Annotated in this window: 21 protein-coding genes; 19 read left to right on the top strand and 2 right to left on the bottom strand. The window is 34.9% G+C overall.

Annotation, left to right across the window (positions count from 1 at the left end):
- Positions 1 to 4 precede the first annotated feature (4 nt).
- Positions 5 to 85 (top strand): IS3 family transposase, encoded by an 81-nt coding sequence (locus ML543_RS17210; RefSeq protein WP_419095365.1) that lies wholly within the window; start codon positions 5 to 7, stop codon positions 83 to 85.
- 179 nt (positions 86 to 264) lie between these two features.
- On the opposite strand, the gene ML543_RS14810 is transcribed toward ML543_RS17210, so the two are convergent.
- On the bottom strand, positions 265 to 3,003 hold the full coding sequence (locus ML543_RS14810; protein ID WP_243388209.1) for a DEAD/DEAH box helicase: 2,739 nt from the start codon (positions 3,001 to 3,003) through the stop codon (positions 265 to 267).
- Positions 2,993 to 4,600: an SWIM zinc finger family protein gene (locus ML543_RS14805; protein WP_243388208.1), complete on the bottom strand. Its 1,608-nt coding sequence runs from the start codon at positions 4,598 to 4,600 to the stop codon at positions 2,993 to 2,995. The genes ML543_RS14810 and ML543_RS14805 overlap by 11 nt, the downstream gene beginning before the upstream one ends.
- 208 nt (positions 4,601 to 4,808) lie before the next feature.
- Here ML543_RS14805 and ML543_RS14800 point away from each other — a divergent pair, with 208 nt between their 5' ends.
- The 18 genes from ML543_RS14800 to ML543_RS14720 all read left to right on the top strand — a co-directional run bounded on the left by ML543_RS14800 (position 4,809) and on the right by ML543_RS14720 (position 22,118).
- On the top strand, positions 4,809 to 4,949 hold the full coding sequence (locus ML543_RS14800) for a YwzD family small protein (RefSeq protein WP_243388207.1): 141 nt from the start codon (positions 4,809 to 4,811) through the stop codon (positions 4,947 to 4,949).
- Between the two features lie 213 nt (positions 4,950 to 5,162).
- Entirely contained in the window at positions 5,163 to 5,294 is a 132-nt protein-coding gene (locus tag ML543_RS16975; protein ID WP_279326695.1) for a hypothetical protein, read from the top strand.
- Positions 5,295 to 5,531: 237 nt separating this feature from the next.
- Positions 5,532 to 6,275: a YveK family protein gene (locus tag ML543_RS14795; protein ID WP_243388206.1), complete on the top strand. Its 744-nt coding sequence runs from the start codon at positions 5,532 to 5,534 to the stop codon at positions 6,273 to 6,275.
- The gene (locus ML543_RS14790) at positions 6,265 to 6,975 is read left to right on the top strand and encodes a CpsD/CapB family tyrosine-protein kinase (RefSeq protein WP_243388205.1); all 711 of its coding nucleotides are present in this window, start codon (positions 6,265 to 6,267) and stop codon (positions 6,973 to 6,975) included. The genes ML543_RS14795 and ML543_RS14790 overlap by 11 nt, the downstream gene beginning before the upstream one ends.
- A gap of 113 nt (positions 6,976 to 7,088) precedes the next feature.
- Positions 7,089 to 7,853 (top strand): tyrosine-protein phosphatase, encoded by a 765-nt coding sequence (locus ML543_RS14785; RefSeq protein WP_243388204.1) that lies wholly within the window; start codon positions 7,089 to 7,091, stop codon positions 7,851 to 7,853.
- Positions 7,854 to 8,188: 335 nt separating this feature from the next.
- On the top strand, positions 8,189 to 9,070 hold the full coding sequence (gene galU / locus ML543_RS14780) for a UTP--glucose-1-phosphate uridylyltransferase GalU (protein WP_243388203.1): 882 nt from the start codon (positions 8,189 to 8,191) through the stop codon (positions 9,068 to 9,070).
- 33 nt (positions 9,071 to 9,103) lie between these two features.
- Positions 9,104 to 9,763: a sugar transferase gene (locus tag ML543_RS14775; RefSeq protein WP_243388211.1), complete on the top strand. Its 660-nt coding sequence runs from the start codon at positions 9,104 to 9,106 to the stop codon at positions 9,761 to 9,763.
- 64 nt (positions 9,764 to 9,827) lie between these two features.
- The gene (gene pseB, locus ML543_RS14770) at positions 9,828 to 10,799 is read left to right on the top strand and encodes a UDP-N-acetylglucosamine 4,6-dehydratase (inverting) (RefSeq protein ID WP_243388202.1); all 972 of its coding nucleotides are present in this window, start codon (positions 9,828 to 9,830) and stop codon (positions 10,797 to 10,799) included.
- 34 nt (positions 10,800 to 10,833) lie between these two features.
- Positions 10,834 to 12,018 carry a UDP-4-amino-4,6-dideoxy-N-acetyl-beta-L-altrosamine transaminase gene (gene pseC, locus ML543_RS14765; RefSeq protein WP_243388201.1) on the top strand — a complete coding sequence of 395 codons (1,185 nt, stop codon included), beginning with the start codon at positions 10,834 to 10,836 and terminating at the stop codon, positions 12,016 to 12,018.
- 13 nt (positions 12,019 to 12,031) lie between these two features.
- Complete coding sequence (locus ML543_RS14760; protein WP_243388200.1) at positions 12,032 to 12,769, top strand: cytidylyltransferase domain-containing protein; 738 nt, start codon at positions 12,032 to 12,034, stop codon at positions 12,767 to 12,769.
- A gap of 23 nt (positions 12,770 to 12,792) precedes the next feature.
- Positions 12,793 to 13,881 (top strand): UDP-2,4-diacetamido-2,4,6-trideoxy-beta-L-altropyranose hydrolase, encoded by a 1,089-nt coding sequence (pseG, locus tag ML543_RS14755; protein ID WP_243388199.1) that lies wholly within the window; start codon positions 12,793 to 12,795, stop codon positions 13,879 to 13,881.
- A gap of 19 nt (positions 13,882 to 13,900) precedes the next feature.
- Positions 13,901 to 14,479 carry a formyltransferase family protein gene (locus ML543_RS14750; RefSeq protein WP_243388198.1) on the top strand — a complete coding sequence of 193 codons (579 nt, stop codon included), beginning with the start codon at positions 13,901 to 13,903 and terminating at the stop codon, positions 14,477 to 14,479.
- Between the two features lie 34 nt (positions 14,480 to 14,513).
- A complete protein-coding gene (gene pseI / locus ML543_RS14745; protein ID WP_243388210.1) occupies positions 14,514 to 15,548 on the top strand; it encodes a pseudaminic acid synthase in 1,035 nt (344 codons plus the stop codon).
- A 179-nt stretch (positions 15,549 to 15,727) separates the two neighbouring features.
- Complete coding sequence (locus ML543_RS14740; RefSeq protein ID WP_243388197.1) at positions 15,728 to 16,957, top strand: oligosaccharide flippase family protein; 1,230 nt, start codon at positions 15,728 to 15,730, stop codon at positions 16,955 to 16,957.
- Positions 16,954 to 18,330 (top strand): hypothetical protein, encoded by a 1,377-nt coding sequence (locus ML543_RS14735; RefSeq protein WP_243388196.1) that lies wholly within the window; start codon positions 16,954 to 16,956, stop codon positions 18,328 to 18,330. Before ML543_RS14740 ends, ML543_RS14735 begins: the two co-directional genes overlap by 4 nt.
- Before the next feature lie 3 nt (positions 18,331 to 18,333).
- A complete protein-coding gene (locus tag ML543_RS14730; protein ID WP_243388195.1) occupies positions 18,334 to 19,593 on the top strand; it encodes an O-antigen polymerase in 1,260 nt (419 codons plus the stop codon).
- A gap of 14 nt (positions 19,594 to 19,607) precedes the next feature.
- On the top strand, positions 19,608 to 20,294 hold the full coding sequence (locus ML543_RS14725) for a hypothetical protein (RefSeq protein WP_243388194.1): 687 nt from the start codon (positions 19,608 to 19,610) through the stop codon (positions 20,292 to 20,294).
- A gap of 687 nt (positions 20,295 to 20,981) precedes the next feature.
- Entirely contained in the window at positions 20,982 to 22,118 is a 1,137-nt protein-coding gene (locus ML543_RS14720; RefSeq protein WP_243388193.1) for a glycosyltransferase family 4 protein, read from the top strand.
- The last annotated feature ends 6 nt before the right edge of the window (positions 22,119 to 22,124 follow it).

Below are 22,124 nucleotides of genomic sequence, written 5' to 3'. Positions count from 1 at the left end.
ATATATCCGTTTTTATAACCACCAACGGTTTCAAAAAAAATTAAACAACCTGAGTCCTTATGAATATAGGACTCAGGTTGCTTAAATGTGCTTTTTTATTCCTGTCTACTTGACAGGGGTCACTTCATATCGACATTCGCTTGTTTTCTATTTAGAGGATGATTTTCCTACTGTTTTCATAATCAATTCGTACAGTTTCTCCCACTCCGGGGATTTTTTCTCTTCTTTCTTTTCGTTCGCCATTTACATACCTCCTACCGCCTGTTACACGCCGGTTAGTGTGAACAATTCCTTCAATTCATCGGATGAAAGCTCGGTAATCCAGTTGTCACTTTGAATGATTTCGTCGTTTAACGATTGTTTTTTCTCAATCATTTGGTCGATTTTTTCTTCAATCGTTCCGGTCGTAATGAATTTGTGCACGTGAACAAATCGTTTTTGGCCGATTCGGTATGCACGGTCCGTTGCTTGGTTTTCAACCGCTGGATTCCACCAACGGTCAAAATGAATGACGTGGTTTGCCGCTGTTAAATTCAGTCCCGTACCGCCGGCTTTTAGCGACAGAATGAGAATGGTTGCTTCTCTGTTTTGGAACGATTCGACCATCTTGTCTCGCTCGGTTTTCGATAAGCTTCCGTTTAAGAAGAGAACCTTCGTATTGAACTCTTTTTGCAGGAGCTCTTTCATCATTTCGCCCATTTTGATGTATTGGGTGAAAATGAGACAGCTTTCGCCTTGTTCCTGAATCGATCCAATTAGATCAATGAGCTTCTCTAATTTATGTGACCGCTCGATCATCTTTGTCGGCGCGTCTTCTTTTAAGTAAAGCGAAGGGTGATTACAGAGCTGTTTGAGCTTGCCGAGCATTTGTAAAATGAGCGCTTTTCGCTCAAATCCTTTCATGGTTAACACGGAATCAAACGTATCTTTGACGAGCTGTTCGTATAGGGAAGCTTGCTCGACGGTTAGGGCGATGTATTCTTTTTGCTCTTGTTTATCCGGTAAATTGAGTTGGACTTGTTCATCGCGCTTCGTTCGGCGAAGTAAAAACGGTTTAATGAGGCGGCGTAAGTCCTCAATTTTTTCTTCGCTTCGGTCTTTTTCGATCGGGGCGACGAACGTTTGCTGGAAGCGGTGGAGTGTTCCTAAATACCCTTTATTAATAAAATCAAAAATGGACCACAGTTCACTTAAGCGATTTTCCATCGGTGTACCGGTTAGGGCGATATGGTGTAACCCTTTTAATTTCCGAATGGCGCGCGACTGCTTCGTATGGGCATTTTTAATATTTTGCGCCTCGTCTAGGCAAATCGTGTTCCATGTAACGCTTGAAAGTTCATCAAAATCGGCATGGCTCAGTCCGTAAGACGTAATGATGACGTCCGCTCCTTCTAAAAATGGCTCAAATGCATCGCCTTTTTGACGATTAGGGCCGTAATGAAGCTTCACGTTTAAGCTTGGTGCGAACTTTTCCAATTCCTTTTGCCAGTTGCCGAGAACGGAGGTTGGGGCAATGATCAAAGCCGGTGTTTGCATGCCTTCACGTTCCTTCACCGACAAAAAGTACGTGATCATTTGCACCGTTTTCCCAAGGCCCATATCGTCGGCTAAACAAGCGCCGAAGCCGAACTGACGTAAAAAGAGGAGCCAGTTGACCCCTTGGTGCTGATACGGCCTTAGTTCCCCATGTAAGCTTTTCGGTACGTCTACGACTGGAATTTCCTCAACGTTATTCATTTGTTTGAGCAGCTTTTTCATTTGAGCGTTCAATTCAATTTGAATGTTCGCAAACGCACGCAGGTCATCTTCTCCTTCGTGTCGATCGTCTGAGGCGAGAAATTCTTGCTGCAAGATGTCTTGAACGTGCAAGCCTTCTGTCTCGGCTCGCTCTAACACTTTTTTGACTTGGGCAATAAACGCAGGGTCGAGTTTAATCCACTGTCCTTTGTAATGGACGAGGCGGCGGTTGCCGTCCACAAGCTTTAAAAACTCTTCTTCTGTCATTTCGACACCGTTTGTCGCAAAGCGCCAGTCGAAGTCGACTAAGCTGTTTAGCCCGACGAACGACGGGCCTCTTGTTATAGACGGCATCTTCGCTTTAATCATCATTTTCGCCTCGCGCACGACGTCCCACCACGACGGAAGTAAAATCTCAATGCCCATATGAACAAACGTTTCGCTCGCTTCCGTTAAAAAGCGCCACGCTTCGTCTTCTGATAAAAGGGCGGTACCACTTTCGATCGATAGCCATGGCACAATCTTTTGAAACCGTTCTTGCTCGCGCTCAATCGTTGAAAAATGTGGCTTCCATCTCGCTGGAAGGCTCTTTTCCCCAGTAAAAAAGCGAACGTCACCGGACTTCCGATTTCGTAAAAAGAGCTCGATTTTCCAATCATCGCCGTCCCACTCTGGTTCATTTAAGCGGAGGCCAATCGTAAACGGTAAATCATTCATTTTCCAGCCGATTCGCTCCAAAAAGTCTTCTTCATCGATAAACTGACCATCCATCGTTTTTAGCACTGGGTACTTTTCTACTATAGTATTCCATGCCTCTTGAATGACCGGATTTTGGGCCATGACATCCATGACACATTCCGAAAACCAGTCCACATCCTCGATGTCGTCTTCAATCGGACGGAAACGAAGCTCGCCCTTTTGGAACGCTTCAAAGTCCGGCATAAATTGCCCTGCTTGAATCGCTTCATACATTGCTCGAGCCATTTCAAGCTCCCGATGAAACACCTCATCAAACGAAAAGTGGAAAAACTGGTTATGCGTCCCGCCAGCAAACAACTCAAGCGCCATAAACGGCGACACAACGATTTTGTCACCGAATGCCTCGACAAACATCGTGCCGTAAAACGAGGAAGCATGATGTAAAAACAGCTTCGGTGCCCAAAAATCAGTCCGAAGAATGCGGCTTTCTTCATCGACACAAACGAGGACGTAGTTTCCGTCTTCTAGCCGTTCGCCTAAGATGTAAAAGGTCTCTTTATTCATCATCCAACAACTTCCCTTTCTTCAACTCTTCTTGGAAAGCGCGGAGTCGTTTATGTTGCTCGACTATTTTTTGAAAATAGCTTTCCCATACGTCGATTTTCTTGTCTTTTTTATACATGCGCTTCAGTCGTTTTAAATGCCTCACCGCTTGTTTGTAGCTTGCGCGATTTTTCTCCAGAAGACGCTGTTGAACCGCACGATGTAGTAACGGGATGAGCGCGTGCGGCGCCTCTTTCTCCATTCTTTTAATAAACGACGTCTCGAAATCTTCGATTACTAAGCCTGTGACGTCTTGTAAATCTAGCCAGTCCGTATAGCTCTCCCTCTCGAGTAATAACGCATTGTACGTCCCGAAGCTGTAGGGCAGCATGTGATGACACGCTTCAATCAGTACCTCCATATCCCCAGTCTCATCCGCATACTCCTCAAACTGCTGGATTAAAAAGTCCACGACTTGTCGCTTCATGTAAGATGGTAGATCGTCGTGTAAAAACTGGCCGATAAACTGTATATAATAGTCTTTCCAAGGGGAAAATCGCTCCCACGCCTTTTGCTCGACAATATCGCCGAACCAGTCAAGCGAATACGGCACCATCATCGCATCAAAATCCGCTAAGCGATCAATGACATCCTTATCTCGCCCTTCCATAAAGGCAATGTTTAAAGACGCGAGAGTTAATTCGAGTGAGTGTGGATGTTCTTTCACTGATTCTTCTACCCATGTTTTCTCTTCTTCCAATAAGTCAACGAGCACTTTTAGCCAAATCGTACGGTAAATGGAGAACCGCTCGAATAAAAAGGGAGAATGATTCGTTAATAACTCACGCACGTACGGAACCGAATCGTGTAAGTTAGATTCGAGCGAAAACGATTGACGATTAACCCGAAGCTGGTTCGCTCCACTAGTCACTTCTTCTTGTAGCGCATTGACATAAGAAAACATCACTTGATTTTGATAATCTTCGGAAACGTGCTGTTCCTTCAGACACGTAAGCATTCGGTCTAAGGTGAACAGCCCGACATGAATGAAATAAAGTGGTTTTAACTCTTGTTTCCACGGGGCCGATCGCTTTAATTTCGGATACAATTGGCGATAAACCGACTGGATGAGTTGATTGGGTGACAGGAGGCGATGGCTAAGCTGATTCCATTCTTGATGGAACAACCGATACCAGCTCTCCACTGATTCAAGCTTTAAGTCGCTTCCTTTTTTAATCAAGCCGGCTTCCGTTAACTTCGCTAATTTTCCGCGCTCTTCTCCACGTTTCCACTCTTCCAAAAAGGAACCAAGTAGACCTGACGTTGCATATACATAAAAGAGTACCGCGAGCAAGTGACGGCACGGATACGCCTTCGGACAACTGCACGAACTCATCGGTGCGTAGTCTAAATCGAGGGAAACCTTCACCGGTGTCACATCTTGCACGCTGGCCCTTACAACGGCATTTGAAACCTTCACATTAAAGACAAGGCCTTGCCGATACAGCAATAAGCCTTTTTTCACTAGCTGTTGATGCTCTTCATTCGTCGGTGAAAGATATTTCAGCACACTCTCACCGCACGACAACACTTGCTCTTTTTTAATCTCTCGCGCTAACATAACGTCCGCTCCTAAATAAAATCTTTACGTTTCATTATAACCGAAAAGCGGGTACGGATTAAGGAAGGATAAAAATTTACGAAAAGCCGACAAAAAAGACAGAAGAAGTTCGAAGATTGTAAAAAAAGATTGTCATGGTTGTCCGACATCTAGTATAATCTTCATAGATTAATTGACTAAAAATGTAAATGGAAGGACGCTTTGAAGAATGGAAGATAAATTGCCTATGCAAGAGGAGTTCTTAAAAGTGCTCTTGAACGCCTACCAAAAGGGCGAGAATTCGAAAAATGTGACAACAGAAGAGTTGTTGAGATTGATTGAAACGGATCTTAAAAATGTCATCGCATAATCGAAAAGTGCCGATAGTTTATGAAAATAGACTTTCGGCACTTTTTTTATTGAGTTTGAGCTAGAAAGTAAAAGGAAATGTGACCTCCGACCTGTGTGTCTTTAGGTTCAATTTCTCATTTTTGTCGTGTTCATAAAAGGTGCTCCGTGAAGGGACGATAAAAAGAATGGACTTCTCTATTTTCTAAACAGTATGACCCCGAGGGAGGAAAGAATGGTGGAACATAAATGGTTAACTCCAGAAGAGATTGAGGCGAAAAAACAGCGGAAGAAGCTACTCATGTATATCGCACTCCCTGTTGCAGCAATCGTCCTTGGTGGCGTTATTCCAGTTATATTAAATTAAAGAATCCCTCGACGCAACGAATGAATGAACAACCAGAATCGAGAGATTTTAACGAAATGGGTGGTATAAATATCCACCCATTTCGTTTGTAAAAGAATTGTAAATATTATGGAAAATCTGCTAAGTTTAAGTATAATGAAAAGCAGGTAATGAAAAAAATGTTGAAAACAGTAGAATACAAGCAGTAAAACTTTTATAATAGAAAACATGCAAAAATTTGAAAAACTGGAGGTCAGCATGGAAGAGACAATTAGCCTTAAAGAACTATTTGCGACATTGCGAAAGCGCTTAGCGCTCATTGTCATGATTACAGCACTCGCAACAATGACAAGTGGAATTATTAGTTACTTTTTTATTACCCCAATCTATCAATCTTCAACTCAAATATTAGTGAACCAAGCTAAAGGGGATCAAGCAACATTCCAATATAACGAAATCCAAACGAACTTACAGTTAATTAATACGTATAACGTCATTATTAAAAGCCCTGCGATTTTGGACAAAGTCATTGATCGAATGAATATTGATGAATCTGTCGAGTCATTAAATGAGAAGATTACGGTAAATAGTGAGAAGGATTCGCAAGTTGTGAATATTTCGGTGCAGGATGAAGATCCAGAACGCGCTGCACAAATTGCGAACACAATCGCAACGGTTTTCCAAAGTGAAATTAAACAAATTATGAATGTCGATAATGTGAACATTTTATCGACTGCGGAAGTAAAAGAAAATCCGTCACCAGTCAAGCCACAGCCTGTCCTGAATATGGCCATTGCGTTTGTCGTTGGGTTAATGACTGGTGTTGGTCTTGCGTTTTTACTAGAGTATTTAGATAACACGATTAAGACGGAGCAAGATATTGAGAGAGTATTGCAGCTACCAGTCCTTGGAGCGATTTCTGAAATGGATGATGACGCATCAAAAAGTACACAAGTAACAGCGACGAAGCAGCGTGTAAGGGGGGAGTCATATGGCGCGTAATAGAGGAAAAGGAAATCGTACCACTTTCAAGCGAAACGAACGATCATTAATTACAGCCAAAATGCCGAAATCCCCTGTTTCTGAGCAATATCGAACAATTCGAACTAATATTCAGTTTTCGGCTGTAGATGAAGAAGTGAAAACGATTTTAGTGACATCAGGAAGTCCTGGGGAAGGAAAGTCGACGACAGCGGCGAATTTAGCTGTTGTGTTTGCCCAGCAAGGGAAGAGGGTATTATTAATTGATGCTGATTTACGAAAGCCAACAGCACATTATACGTTCCGTGTCGAAAATATTTACGGGTTGACGCGCGTATTGACAAGACAAGTAACGTTACAAGAAGCTATTCAACCGTGTGAGGTTGAGAATTTAGATATTTTAACGAGTGGTCCGATTCCACCAAACCCAGCGGAGTTATTGTCTTCACAGCATATGAAGGAATTCATCAATGAGGTTAAAGGGATTTACGACATGATTATCTTTGATACCCCGCCTGTTTTAGCGGTAGCAGATGCTCAAATTCTCTCCAACCATGTGGATGGGTCGATTTTAGTAGTTTGGAGCGGAAAAACGGAATTGGAGCTAGCTCAGAAAGCAAAAGAAGCACTTTCTGTAGGAAAAGGGAAGCTTCTTGGGGTTGTCTTAAACGGGAAGAAGAAGAAAGACAGTCAATATTACTATTATTATGGTGGGAAATAAGATATAATTCGACAAACTTCCCTCTTCTCACTTTATTCAATATTTGTTACAATATGTAATTGTCTTACAGAAAAATGTGCTATTGGACCTATTTTGGTGGAAGGGGGAGTTTTATGATCGATTTACATTGTCACATTTTACCTGAGGTGGATGACGGGGCGAAGCACATGACAGAGAGCATAGAAATGGCGCGGAAAGCGGTAGAAGAAGGAATTGCAACGATTGTGGCTACGCCTCATCATAAACACGAGAAATATGACAATGAAGCTGATATTGTCATTGAAGGGGTTCGTAAACTTCAAGCGGCACTTGATCGAGAGGGTATTCCCCTTAAAGTCGTTTCAGGACAAGAAATCCGCCTTTACGGCGAACTTTTAGAAGATTTAGAGAATAACCGATTAATTGGATTGAATGAGGGGAAATACGTTCTAATTGAGTTCCCGTCTAATCATGTTCCGCGTTTTGCTGAGCAACTCATTTATGATTTGCAATTAAAAGGGATTACGCCTATTATTGCTCACCCAGAGCGCAACAGTGAGATTATGCAAAACAGTGATTTACTATACAAGTTAGTCAAGCGCGGGGCGTTAGCGCAAATTACTGCAGGAAGCTTAGTCGGAAAATTCGGAAAAAAAATTCAGAAATTTTCGTTCGACTTAATCGAAGCGAGGTTAGCACACGTTATCGCATCCGATGCACATAACATAAAGACGAGAGGCTTTCATATAAGAGACGCCTATCATACTTTACAACAAAAGTTTGGGATGGATGCTGTTTATTATTTACAAGAGAATGCTGAGTATATCTTAAATTCTCAATCTATTTATCGGGACGAACCTTTACGCGTTCGTAAGAAGAAGTTTTTGGGAATTTTTTAATAGGTAAGTCAAACCTTAATAGAAGATATAATCTTCTACAAGATTGTTGTGGTTTTTTTGCGACCGAAACGTATGAGTTTCGGTCCACTTCTGTTCAGGTGATGTCTCCTAACCTTTATCAATGGGGGCACTCGGCTGCGCTGTGGGTATTCAGTCTTAATACCTTAGACGCGTGTCGTCAATGGTGCGGTGTGAGGTAGGGTTAGATGCCCTATTTTACTAATAAGAAGATCTAGATATGGTGATTCCTTGTAGTCTTTATATCTAGATTTTTTTACAATTCATACTCTACAAGGTGTACTTCATGTTTTATATGAAATAAGGGGGAAATGAAAGTGAAAACAGTCAAGAAAGCGATTATTCCTGCCGCGGGGCTTGGTACGCGCTTTTTACCAGCGACAAAAGCAATGCCGAAGGAAATGTTACCGATTGTTGATAAACCGACGATTCAATACATAGTAGAAGAAGCGATCGAATCTGGAATTGAAGACATTATTATCGTCACAGGAAAAGGAAAGCGCGCGATTGAGGATCATTTCGATCATGCGTTTGAACTCGAGCAAAACTTAATGGAAAAACAAAAGTTTGAGCTCCTTGAAAAAGTAAAACATGCTTCTGATTTAGCGAATATTCATTATATTCGCCAGAAAGAGCCGAAAGGATTAGGGCATGCGGTATGGTGTGCGCGTAAGTTTATCGGAGACGAGCCATTTGCGGTTCTGTTAGGGGATGATATTGTTCAAGCAGAGAAGCCGTGCTTACGTCAATTAATCGAAGAGTATGAACAAACACAAGCCTCTGTGATTGGGGTCCAAACAGTACCGGAAAGTGAAACACATCGTTACGGTATTATTGATCCGATTGGACAGAACGGTCGTCGTTATCAAGTGCGTCAGTTTGTCGAAAAACCAAAGCAAGGAACAGCCCCTTCGAACTTAGCAATCATGGGCCGTTACGTATTAAATCCAGAAATCTTCATGTTTTTAGAAGAGCAGCAAATTGGTGCTGGTGGGGAAATTCAATTGACGGATGCAATTCAACGTCTGAACGAAATTCAACGTGTATTTGCCTACGATTTTGAAGGGAAGCGTTATGACGTTGGGGAGAAGTTAGGGTTTATTAAAACGACGGTGGAGTTTGCGTTGAATCATGAGGATTTAAAAGAAGATGTTATGAAGTTTATGGAAGATTTATTAAAAAATAAGATTGAAGTATAGGAGGTGTACTACGTGGAAGAGGTAAAATATAAAATGGGAGCACAAGATGTAAATATAAAGAGTGCCTCCCAAAATAAAGCTGCCTTTCATATTTCAAAAAGAATAATAGATATTTTAGGAGCAATCTTTGGGCTAATATCACTTAGCCCTCTGTTTTTATTTATATCTATTTTTTATATGTTTGGAGAAAATAAAGGGCCTGTTTTCTTTAAACAGATACGTATTGGGAAGGGTGGCAAAGAGTTTTATATTTATAAATTTAGATCGATGGTAGTTAATGCTGAAGAAAAACTAAAACAAGATAATGAGTTGTATAAAAAATATATCGAAAATAGTTATAAATTAGAACCTCATGAAGACCCAAGAATTACAAGATTTGGTCGGTTTATTAGAGCAACGAGTATCGATGAAATTCCTCAACTAATAAATGTCCTTAAAGGTGAAATGAGTTTAGTAGGACCTAGACCAGTTGTTAAAGAAGAACTAAAAGAATATAAGGATAAAGTAAATGAATTTTTATCTGTAAAACCTGGAGTAACTGGTTATTGGCAGGTAAGTGGTAGAAGTAGTGTTGGTTATCCTGAAAGAACTAATATCGAATTATATTATATTTATAATCAATCTTTTATGTTAGATATAAAAATTCTATTAAAGACAATTATAGTGGTTTTATTTAAAAGGGGAGCATATTAAAAGAAAAAATTTATATTTAATTATAGTAATATAAATATAAAAAATATAAAGGAAGGTATAGGATATGTTTAACTTAGAAGGGAAAACAGTTTTAGTAACAGGTGGAACAGGTTCATTTGGAAAAAAATTTGTTAATAAAGTATTAGAATATGATGTGAAAAAGGTAATTATCTTTAGCCGTGATGAATTAAAACAATATGAAATGGCTCAAGAATATAAAGATCCTCGTATTCGTTTCTTTTTAGGGGATGTTCGAGATAAAGATCGACTATATCGTGCTTTTGATGGTGTTGATATTGTAGTTCATGCTGCAGCATTAAAACATGTAGGTGCTTGTGAGTATAATCCTTTCGAAGCAGTAAAAACAAATATTCATGGAGCTCAAAATATAATTGAGGCAGCAATTGATAGAGGGGTACAAAGGGTTATTGCTTTAAGTACGGATAAAGCTTGTAGCCCAATCAACCTATATGGTGCAACTAAACTTGCATCTGACAAAATTTTTGTAGCTGCAAACTCCTATGTAGGTGAAAAAGACACTAGATTTTCAGTAGTTCGATATGGAAATGTTGTTGGTAGCCGAGGAAGTGTCGTTCCATTCTTTAAGAAAGTTCGTCATACTGGAAAATTACCTATTACTGATGAAAGAATGACTCGCTTTTGGATTACCTTGGATCAAGGTGTTCAATTTGTATTAGATAATTTGCAACGTATGCGTGGTGGGGAAATTTTTGTTCCGAAAATTCCAAGCATGAGGGTAGTAGATTTAGCTGAAGCCATAGCTCCGGAATGTGAAATTGAAATCGTTGGAATTCGTCCAGGAGAAAAACTTCATGAAGCGATGATTACAGAAGATGATGCTCGCCGTACATTGGAATTTGATACGTATTATATTATTCAGCCTGAATTCCCGTGGTGGGCTGAAGAGGATATGAAAGAAGGAAAGCCGTTACCAGATGGTTTTAAATATACCAGTGATATGAATACCGATTGGCTAACAGTTGACGAGTTAAGAGCATTAGTAGAAGAAATGTAAATCATTTCTTCTACACCCTTAGGAGTTGATTAAAATGGAAAAACAAATAAACTTTAAACCTATTAGAGAATCGTACTTACCTTATGGAAGACAGTGGATTGATGATGAAGATATTAATGCTGTGGTTGAAGTTTTAAAAGGTGATTATTTAACAACTGGTCCATATATATCTAAATTTGAACAAGAAATCGCTCAGTATGTAGGTGCTAAATATGCCGTTGCCTTTTCGAATGGTACTGCAGCACTACATGGAGCTTGTTATGCAGCTGGTATTGAAGAAGGTGATGAGGTTATCACAACTCCAATGACCTTTGCAGCTAGTGCCAATTGTGTTCTTTATCAAGGTGGAGTACCCGTTTTTGCCGATATTAATGAAAAAACCTACAATATTGATCCTAATGAAATTGAACGAAAGATAACCAATAAAACGAAGGCCATTATTCCAGTCGATTTTACTGGTCAACCTGTTCATTTAGAACGTATTATGGAAATTGCCCAAAAACATAATTTAGTTGTGATTGAAGATGCGGCACATGCATTAGCAGCTAGCTATAAAGGGAGAAAAATTGGCTCCATTAGTGATATGACAATGTTTAGCTTTCATCCAGTAAAACATATTACTTCAGGTGAGGGTGGAATAATTACAACCAATAATAAAGAATTCTATGAAAAGCTTTTACAATTTCGCTCTCATGGGATTACACGGGAAAAGGATCAGCTAATGGAATACCACGGTCCTTGGTATTATGAAATGCAATTTCTTGGATACAATTACCGCATGACGGATATTCAAGCCGCTTTAGGAATAAGTCAATTAAAGAAATTGGATAAATTTGTTCAACTTCGTCGTAAATATGTTCAAATATATAATGGAGCATTTGAAGAAATGGATGAAATTAATACACCTCACCAACATCATGATGGTGAATCAAGTTGGCATTTATACATTATTCGATTAAATTTAGATAAATTAACAGGTTCACGAAAAGAAATTTTTGAAGCGTTGCAACAACAAAATATAGGAGTTAATGTGCATTATATTCCTGTTCATTTCCAACCATATTACAGACAATTAGGTTATAAAAAAGGAATTTGTCCAATAGCCGAAAAGTTATATGAAGAAATCATTACATTACCTTTATTCCCTGCGATGAGTGAAGAAGACGTTTATGATGTTATTCAAGCTGTAAAAAGAACGATAAATTACTATAAAAAGTAAGAAGGTGAATTGAGTGAAAGTTGCAGCTATAATTCAAGCACGTATGGGGTCAACCAGACTCCCAGGTAAGGTATTAAAAAAAGTCCTTAATAAAACGTTACTAGAATATCAAATAGAGCGAGTAAAAAGAGCTAAAACAATTGATGAGATAATTATAGCGACAACTACAAAAGAAAGTGACAATCCAATTGTTGAGCTTTGTGAACATCTTTCAGTTCCGTACTATAGAGGTTCAGAGGAGGATGTTCTTTCAAGATATTATGAGGCTGCAACAGAATTTAATGTAGATGTAATTGTTCGTTTAACATCAGACTGCCCAATTATTGATCCAAATGTTATTGACAAAGTGGTTAAACATTATAATGATAATTTAGGACAATTCGATTATGTTTCTAATACTTTAACTCGTACTTATCCTCGGGGAATGGATACTGAAGTCATATCTTATGAAGTACTAGAAAGGGTCTATAAAGAAGCAAAAGAGTTAGTATATCGTGAGCATGTAACCGCCTATATTTATCATCATCCAAACCAATTTAAACTTTGTAATGTTTCATATGAAAAGGATGAAAGTAAACATCGTTGGACAGTCGATACTAAAGAAGACTTTGAATTAATAGAAAAAATTATATCTGAGCTTTATTCTGAAAACACCTATTTTAATATAGAAGATGTGTTAATGGTAGTAAATAAAAATCAATCATGGCTTGATATTAACAGGCATATTGAGCAAAAAAAGCTGTTTAATTAGAATATTTTTGGAGACTGATAGAAATGAAAATAGTTTTTAGAGTTGATGCCTCTCTCCAAATTGGAACAGGTCATGTTATGAGATGTTTAACATTAGCTGAGGAATTAAGAGTTCTTGGCCATGAAATTATATTTATTTCAAGAAAATTAGAGGGGAATTTATGTCATTTTGTGAGTGAGAGAGGGTTCAAAATTTTTTGTCTTCCATCACAACAAAATAAAGCTAATAATTGTAACTCCAAACATGCTCATTGGCTTGAAACAAGTTGGGAAATTGATGCAAAACAAACTATAGAAATTATTGAAAAACATATTGGTTATTTTGATTGGTTAATAATAGATCACTATGCAATAGATTACAAATGGGAAAGTTTATTAAAGAACTATTGTCAACGTATGATGGTTATAGATGATTTAGCTGATAGAAAACATTTTTGTGATATTCTTTTAGATCAAAATTATTATTTAAATTTCCAAAATCGGTATCAAAAATTAATCCGATCAGGATGTAAATTGCTTTTGGGTCCTAAATATTCGTTATTGAGAAATGAATTTATCGAATTAAGAAAAGAAATAAGGTTTAAAGAAGTAAAAAATATTACTAATATTTTGGTTTTCTTTGGTGGAAGTGATCCTACAAATGAAACTTTAAAGACTTTATATGCCTTAAATGCTTTAGAAAGTAATAAACTAAATATTGATGTGGTTGTAGGAGCTTCTAATCCCAATATAGATAAAATAAAGGAATATTGTAACAAATATTCAAATATTAATTTTCATAGTGCTATAAACTATATGGCCAAATTGATGAAGCAAGCTGATTTAGCTATTTGTGCTGGTGGCACCACTACATGGGAGAGGTATTGTATGGGCTTACCAGCAATTTTAATTGCGGTAGCCTATAACCAAATAGAAATATGTGAAGCTATAAGTGAACTCGGAATAGATTATTATCTTGGGAAATCAGAAGAAGTCAGTGATAAAGATATTATAAATTCTCTTGAAAGGTTTCATAGAGGTGACATAAATTTGCAAAAAACATCTATAAAAGCTCAAAAAATTGTAGATGGGAAAGGGAAATTTAGAGTTATAAATGAATTAATAAAAAATTGATTATAGGGATGAATAATATATGAAAATTTTACTGTTAGGTCCAGAAAGAGACCGGCTCAAAAATTTTCTGAAGAGTTTTGGTGATGAAGTTATTACCTATCAAGATAAATTAGATGTAAACTCTTCTGTATTAGACAATGTCGATTTTATCATTAGTTATGGATATCGTTATATTATTAATTCTGATATTGTTAAAAATTTTAATGAAAAAGTAATTAATTTACATATATCATACTTACCATGGAATAAAGGGGCAGATCCTAACTTATGGAGTTTTTTAGAAGACAGTCCAAAAGGTGTAACAATCCATTATATTGATAAGGGATTAGACACAGGAGACATAATTGTTCAAAAGGAAATATCATATAATGAAAATGATACATTAAAAACTACTTATGATAGGTTGACATATACAATCGAACAATTATTTATTGAATATTGGCCTCTAATACGTGATGGAAAAATAAATGGGAAACCTCAACCAAAGGGAGGAAGTTATCACAAATTAATTGATAAAGAAAAATATTTATCTTTGTTAACAGATGGTTGGGATACACCTGTTCGTAACTTAATAGGAAAAGCAAAACATATTAAGTAGGAAAGGAAGACGAAAATTGACAGAGTTTGAAGTGATGGGAAGGAAAATTGGTCCAAATCAACCACCGTTTATAATAGCTGAAATGTCAGGTAATCATAATCAATCTCTTGAAAGAGCTTTAGAAATCGTAGAAGCTGCTGCAAAAGCAGGAGCACATGCTTTAAAAATTCAAACCTATACTGCTGATACAATGACGTTAAACTTAGATAATCCAGACTTTAAGATTGAGGATCAAGATAGTTTATGGAAAGGGAATACACTATATCAACTATATCAACAAGCATACACTCCATGGGAATGGCACAAACCAATTTTTGAACGTGCTAAAGAATTAGGGATGATTCCCTTTAGTACGCCTTTTGATGAAACAGCTGTTGACTTTCTGGAGGAATTAGATGTGCCAATGTATAAAATTGCCTCCTTTGAAAATAATGATATTCCACTTGTTAAGAAAGTTGCCTCCACGGGTAAACCGATGATAATTTCAACGGGAATGGCAACGGTAGCTGAACTAGATGAAACAGTACGTGTTGCAAGAGAAGCAGGATGTAAAGATTTAGTTCTTTTAAAGTGTACAAGTACTTATCCAGCGTCACCAGAGAATACTAATATACTAACAATTCCTCATATGAAAGATCTCTTTAACTGTCAAGTTGGGTTATCAGATCATACAATGGGTGTAGGAGTGGCGGTAGCAAGTGTAGCTTTAGGTGCAACAGTTATTGAAAAGCACTTCACTCTATCAAGAGCAGATGGAGGAGTAGACTCTGCTTTTTCATTGGAACCTAAAGAACTAGAAGCATTGGTAATCGAAACAGAAAGAGCATGGCAGTCATTAGGAGAAGTAAAATACGGTCCAACAGAGAAAGAGAAGGCATCGATGAAATTCAGAAGATCCATCTATGTTGCTAAAGATATTAAAGCTGGAGAAAAGTTCAATAAAGAAAATATTAAAGTTATACGTCCGGGATATGGGTTAGCCCCAAAATATTTTGATGAGGTTATTGGTTTAACAGCAAAACAGGATTTACAGGCTGGAACTCCTTTATCGTTTAATTTAATATCTTAAAACATATAAAAGACATTCAAATTATGTGCTTGCTTTAACAAAATTGGAAGTAGCATTTTAAGATAGTGAAGGTGTAGTAAAGTATGGACTTTTTTAAAAGCCATACTTTTTGTTTAATTAGGTAAGAGGTTTAAATTTTTTAATTATAAAACGCTCCTTTAGAATAGAGGAAAGTATAAATGAAGGAACAAGTAATAAACATTGCTTTAAGAAGTATTACTCTATTAGCTAAATTTTCTGTTGTAATTTTGTTAGCTAAGTTTCTTAGTGAAAAGGAGTTAGGTGACTATAGTTTAGTTGTATCTTTTATTACAATTTGTGTGTATTTTGTTGGTTTTGAATATTATATAAACCTTACTAGGCAATATTTAAAGATAAAGAGAAGAAAATTAAAAACAAAGCTACTATATAATCAATTATACTTCCATTTATTAATGTTTACTGTCAGCACTAGCTTACTCTGGGTAGTAGTATTTATAGGAATTATAGAGAAAGAATATGCTGTTATTTTATTAATACTTTTATTTTTTGAGTTTCTATCTCAAGAAGTATCTAGAATTTTAATTACTTTTTCACAAACAGTAATGTCTAACTTGGTTACTTTTATTAGAAGTGGAATGTGGGTATATCTATTAATTTCAATGTACTATTTAGATCCTAGTAGCGTGAACCTGAAGAGCATAATATTTTTATGGACTATACATAGTGCTCTTAGTGTATTTATTGGTCTATTCTTTATGAAGGATCAATTTAATTTAAAAAAAATTAGGAAGCCAAGCTTTAGAATTATTAATTATGGTATAAAAAGGAGTATTCCATTTTTTTTTAGTACTATATTTTACCTCATCTCTATTAATGTTGATAAGTTTATATTAAAATTTTTTTATGGAAGTAGTATTGTAGGTATTTATACCTTTTATTTTAGTATAATAAACTCTATATATTCCTTTATTTTTGCTGGTGCAATCTCTATTTATTTACCAAAGATAATTAATTATTATAATAAAAGAAATTATAAATTATTTAAATCTAAATTAAGAAAAATGCAAAAATCTTCATTCTTTATACTAATAATATTCTCAGTTTTTTCAATTTTATTATTAGATTTCGTTATTAATTTGATTAATAAAGATGCTTTTGATGATTATAAGTCTCTTTTAATAATTTTACTTGTTGGGCTAGTATTTAATATATCTTCACAAGCTTATCATTATACACTTTATATAATGAACCAAGATAAGTTATTAATGAAAGCTAGTTTCTACTCGTTAAATATTATTATCATATCTAACATTATTACCGTACCTCTATTCTCTATTTACGGTGCTGCATTCTCTTATTCATTAGGGATGTTAGTTCTATTTGTAATTAAGATAATTTACTATAAAAAATTGGGTGAGTTAACATGAATATTTGTTTTATTACCTGCTTTTATAAAACCGAGCTTTTCTTTGAAATTGCTAAAGAAATCAATGATGGAGAAGTCTTTTGGATAACTCCAAGTTATAAATGGTACAATTGGTTAATTCAGAAGGGAGTTAAACCAGAAAAAATATTATTAATTACCAAAGATAAATTAGAAGCTAATCAAGGTTCCGAACTTTTTATTGATGATAATTCTTATGGTTTAAATTTAACCAGCATTGTATTAATGGATAGAATCTTAAGGAACATGAATGGGGAATATGCTTTAAGATATCTTTCTTCAATAGGGAATATAATAAAGTCTTTTTTAATTAAAAAAGATATAGAAGTAGTATTTGGTGAAGCTACAGCTGCTCATGAAGTATTGACATCGGTAATATGTGATACTTTAGGAAAACAATTTTTTAATCCTTTTACAGTTAGGATTCCTAGTAATAGATTTGCATTTTTTAAAGGTCCTTTTCAGTCTGAAATATATCAGTTTAAAGATAGAGAAATCAATTCTAATAAATTGGAAAGCATAATAAAAGAAACTATAGATTCAGTAGTTTTATACAATCAGAAACCAGATTATTTTTATTTAAATAATAAGATCCCAAAGGTGGATTTGTCTTTAATAAAAAAAATGATAGTTAAATTTATTGAGACGATTAATGAGGCCAAATATGATCAATCCGTGAAGCCTTTGAAATATCAACTTTTTACCGAAATGAAATATCTACAGCCCATAAGGTATAAAATAAGTAATTTTATGTCTGTCTTTGAAACTGCTGACTACAGCCAAGAATATGTGCTTTATACATTGCATAAACAACCTGAAGCATCAATTGATGTACTGGGATATATTAATAGTAATCAATTGGAACTAGTTAGAAATATTGCTCTAAATCTGCCAAATAACATAAAACTTTATGTTAAGGAACATTCTAATTGCTTAGGTGAAAGAAGTTTGTCGTTCTATAGACAACTTAAAAAAATTCCTAATGTAAAGTTGATAGATCCTTTTGAAGACACTAGAAAGTTAATTGAAAGAAGCTCATTAGTATTAACAGTTTCAGGTACAGTGGCGTTAGAAGCAGGAATAATTAAAAAAAGGGCTGTGACGTTTTCAAAGATGTATTTTAATGAACTAAATAATGTTGAATTTGTTGAAAATCCTTCAAAGATAAAAAATATACTAATAAGTAATAATTTAGAAAGCAAAAACTGTCCAAAAGATTTTTACAAAAATATTATTCTGAATTCATTTGAAGGAACAATATCAGATATATTAAATGCACCTAATGTACTTAATGAAGACAATATAAAAAAAGTATCATATGGATTTAATTCTTTGATTAAAGACTTGCAGGTGTAGTATATGAAATTAATATCTCCACGAATACTTATATTACTCTCGTTCATTATTTGGTTATTGGTTTATGTTGTTTCACCAATACAATATATTACGAAGCCTACTAATCAGGCTTTACTTTATTTATTTTTTTGTTTTGCTTCCTTTTTTATTGGTACATTTTATACCCATTTATTTTTTATTACAAAAAAAAATCAAGTTAAATTTAAACCAAAGAAAGAGGAGTATAAAAATTTAAAGTTTCTAAGAATAGTTAGTTTCATAGGTTTGATTGGATTAATTTTTAGATACTATGATTTACTTTTTGTTAAGGATTTTATTTCTTACGGATCTGTGACAGCTTTTAGATTACATGGAAGTATTATTAATGATACAACGTTTGTTGGAATCGGGTCTTCTATTCTCTACCCATTTTCAATTATTGCAATTGTGGTTTCATTTCACATTAATGAAAAAAAGATTATAGATAAAGTATTAATCGTTTTAAATATATTGTTATTTGTTATATATATATATTTACTTGGAGGCAGAACAAGTTTAACCCTCATCATAATAATGGTTTTAATATCTATTATTTTTAAGAAAAAAAAATTGTCCCATGTATTTAATCTAAAACGTATAGTATTTATCGTAATGTTATTTTTGTTATTTTTTGCTTATTCTAACCTCATATTAATTAATAGGCTAGAAGAGATGGGGTTTAATATACAAGATCATTTAAACTATATGCAAAATGAAAGAAGATTTATAGTTAAAGACTGGTTCAATAATATACTTTCAAATGATGACGTGTTTACGGGTGGGGTAAAATATACTTATATTAGTTTAGTTCATTATGTTCTTCATGGATATTATCAGTTCTTTCTTTTATTTGAACATTTTAACAGTAGCAACCTTGGATATGGAGCATATCAATTTTATCCTGTATTTAAATTAGGAAACTTCATTGGAATTGAGGTGGTGGATTATTATGAATTGATGAGTAAATTAGAAACTCAAGGAGTATATACAACCTTTTTTGGACCGCTTTATGCAGATTTCGGTTTTGGTGGTTTAACATTTTTATTTATGTTTTTATTCGGTTTTGTTAGCCAATTATTCTACAAAAAAGCATTAAATGGAGAGTTATTTAGTACTTTATTTTATAGCTATTTAGGATCAGTTTTAATTCATAGTTCGTTTATCAATATGATTCAATCAGGTATGGGTTTATACGTTTTTGTATCGATACTATTTTCGGCTTTATTATTAAAATTAATGTCTTAAAAAGGTTGGTTGAAATGGTTAATAGTATTTTATTTATTTCAGATTCACACGGTACTGACTATGGAGTAAAATCGTATGTCAGCTTAATCTCTGAAAAACACACAAAAAAAGTAAAAAAAATATGTTATGGGGGCATGCCCATAGATTATTTTATTGAAAAAGTATCATTATTAGATAAAAGTGAGAAGGTTGATTTAACAATCATACAAATAGGGAATCCTGATGTCCATCCTAGAATGCCACATAAAGTATTAAAACATTTGAGAAGTAAAGGCTTAAAGTTTTGTCGGGACTCGCTATTTTCAATTCCACCGACGTTGAATTTAAGTTATCTGCTAAGATTCCCTTTTTTTCTTTTTAGATTATTGTTAATTAGATTCTACCAAGAATATTATAATTCAATTAATGAAATTCAATCTAAACTAGCAATTATTATTAGAGATTTGGAGCGAATTTCCAAAAAAATAATAATAGTACCTTTATTTAAGATTAATTCTTTTGTATATGGGGATTATCATAATAAAAATGTAGATATGGTAAATTCATTTTTATCAAATAATTATCCGGACTACTTTTTAACAAGTGCTAACTTAAACTATGAAATATATAAAAAACAGTTTAATTTAGATGGTTTTCATTTTAATGATAGATTTCATTATAAACTTTCAGAAGAGCTAATAACGTTAATGAAAAGAGTATGATTTACTATCCAAGTATTAGATCAGTAAAAAAGCGAAAGTAATGTTTAAATTGTCTAAGTTCTACAATTGAAAAGGAAAATATTTTTTAAAAGATGAACTAGGTAATTGCAAAAAAGTGATATGCTTTGGTGAAAATATAAAAAGATATCGTTTCTTTTTTGGATAAAGTATAACTATTAACCTGGATTTTCATAAAAAAGGTGAGTACTCATACTATACAGGTTGTTTATTACAACTCCAAAGTTCTAAGCCCCGAATGAACCATCTGGTGACCTTTATCTATGAGGTTATTTTGACTGTTGGAAAGTTCTGAGGACGATTAAGGCGAGATGAGGTTTAGCTTTCGAAATATTCTTTTAAATAATTCTCTATAGTCGAATTGAGTAACGTGGAGTAAATGAAGTAGTAGTTTGTCATGAGCTCAAATAAAAATTTTTGCTTCAACGTGTCTTTTTTCATTAAATAATGATAAAAAATGGAACAAACGAAACAAACAAATATGGTGTCTTGATAACAATATTGTACATTCTAAGGGGTGATGATAGGTATAGCAGTACTGCTGACCTTTATCTCTGACAATTATATTGGTAAGACGGGGTTCGTCATTCATAAGTTAGCGTTATCTCACTTACCCTGCTGGTAATTAATACGTATATGTTGAATAAATGGAATAAATGAGGGATTTTTATGTCAAAAAAAATAGCATTAGTTCATGATTGGTTAGTGACTTATGCAGGTGCTGAGAAGGTATTAGAACAATTACTTGAGATTTATCCCGATGCAGATTTATTTAGTCTCGTTGATTTTGTAGATGAAGATCAACGAGATTTTATATTAAATAAACAAGTTACTACTTCTTTTATCCAAAAGATGCCGAAGGCAAAAAAAAAATACCGCAGTTACCTTCCGTTTATGCCAATGGCAATTGAACAGCTCGACGTATCAAATTACGATGTTGTTATTTCTAGTTCTCATGCAGTTGCAAAGGGGGTTATTACAGGACCTAACCAACTACATATTTCTTATGTTCATTCGCCAATAAGGTACGCATGGGATCTACAACATCAATATTTAAGAGAATCTGGGTTAGGTGAAGGAATAAGAGGTTGGGTAGCAAAATCTGTTCTTCACTATATTCGAAACTGGGATAGTAGAACATCAAATGGAGTTGATTACTTTCTAGCTAATTCTAACTTTATTGCACGAAGAATATGGAAAGTTTATAGGAGAGAGGCTAAAGTTATTTATCCACCTGTTGATATTTCTGCGTTTACCTTTCACGATAAAAAAGAAGATTTTTACCTGACTGCTTCAAGAATGGTTCCATATAAGAAGATAGACTTAATTGTAGAAGCTTTTTCAAAAATGCCAGATAAGAAATTATTTGTTATAGGTGATGGACCTGACTTTGAAAAAATAAAGATGAAAGCTGGTCCAAATGTTCAGTTACTAGGATATCAACCTTTTGAAGTGTTAAAAGAATATATGCAAAAAGCTAAAGCATTTGTTTTTGCTGCAGAAGAGGATTTTGGTATTACACCGGTTGAAGCTCAAGCTTGCGGAACTCCAGTGATTGCCTACGGTAAAGGAGGAGCTTTAGAAACGGTAAGAGGATATGGTCTAATTGAATGTCCAACTGGATTATTTTTCAAAGAACAGACTGTTAAATCACTTATAGAAAGTGTTAATTTATTTGAAAATATTTCAAATGAAATTAGGTATGAAAACTGTCGTGAAAATGCAATACGTTTCTCTCCAGAACGGTTTAAAAGAGAATTTAAAAATTTTGTAGATATTAAAATAGAAAAGATGAAAAAGTTATAGGAGGTT

The sequence above is a fragment of the Bacillus kexueae genome (assembly GCF_022809095.1).
Lineage (GTDB): Bacteria > Bacillota > Bacilli > Bacillales > Aeribacillaceae > Bacillus_BZ > Bacillus_BZ kexueae.
This window is presented reverse-complemented; position numbering and strand designations above follow the sequence as displayed.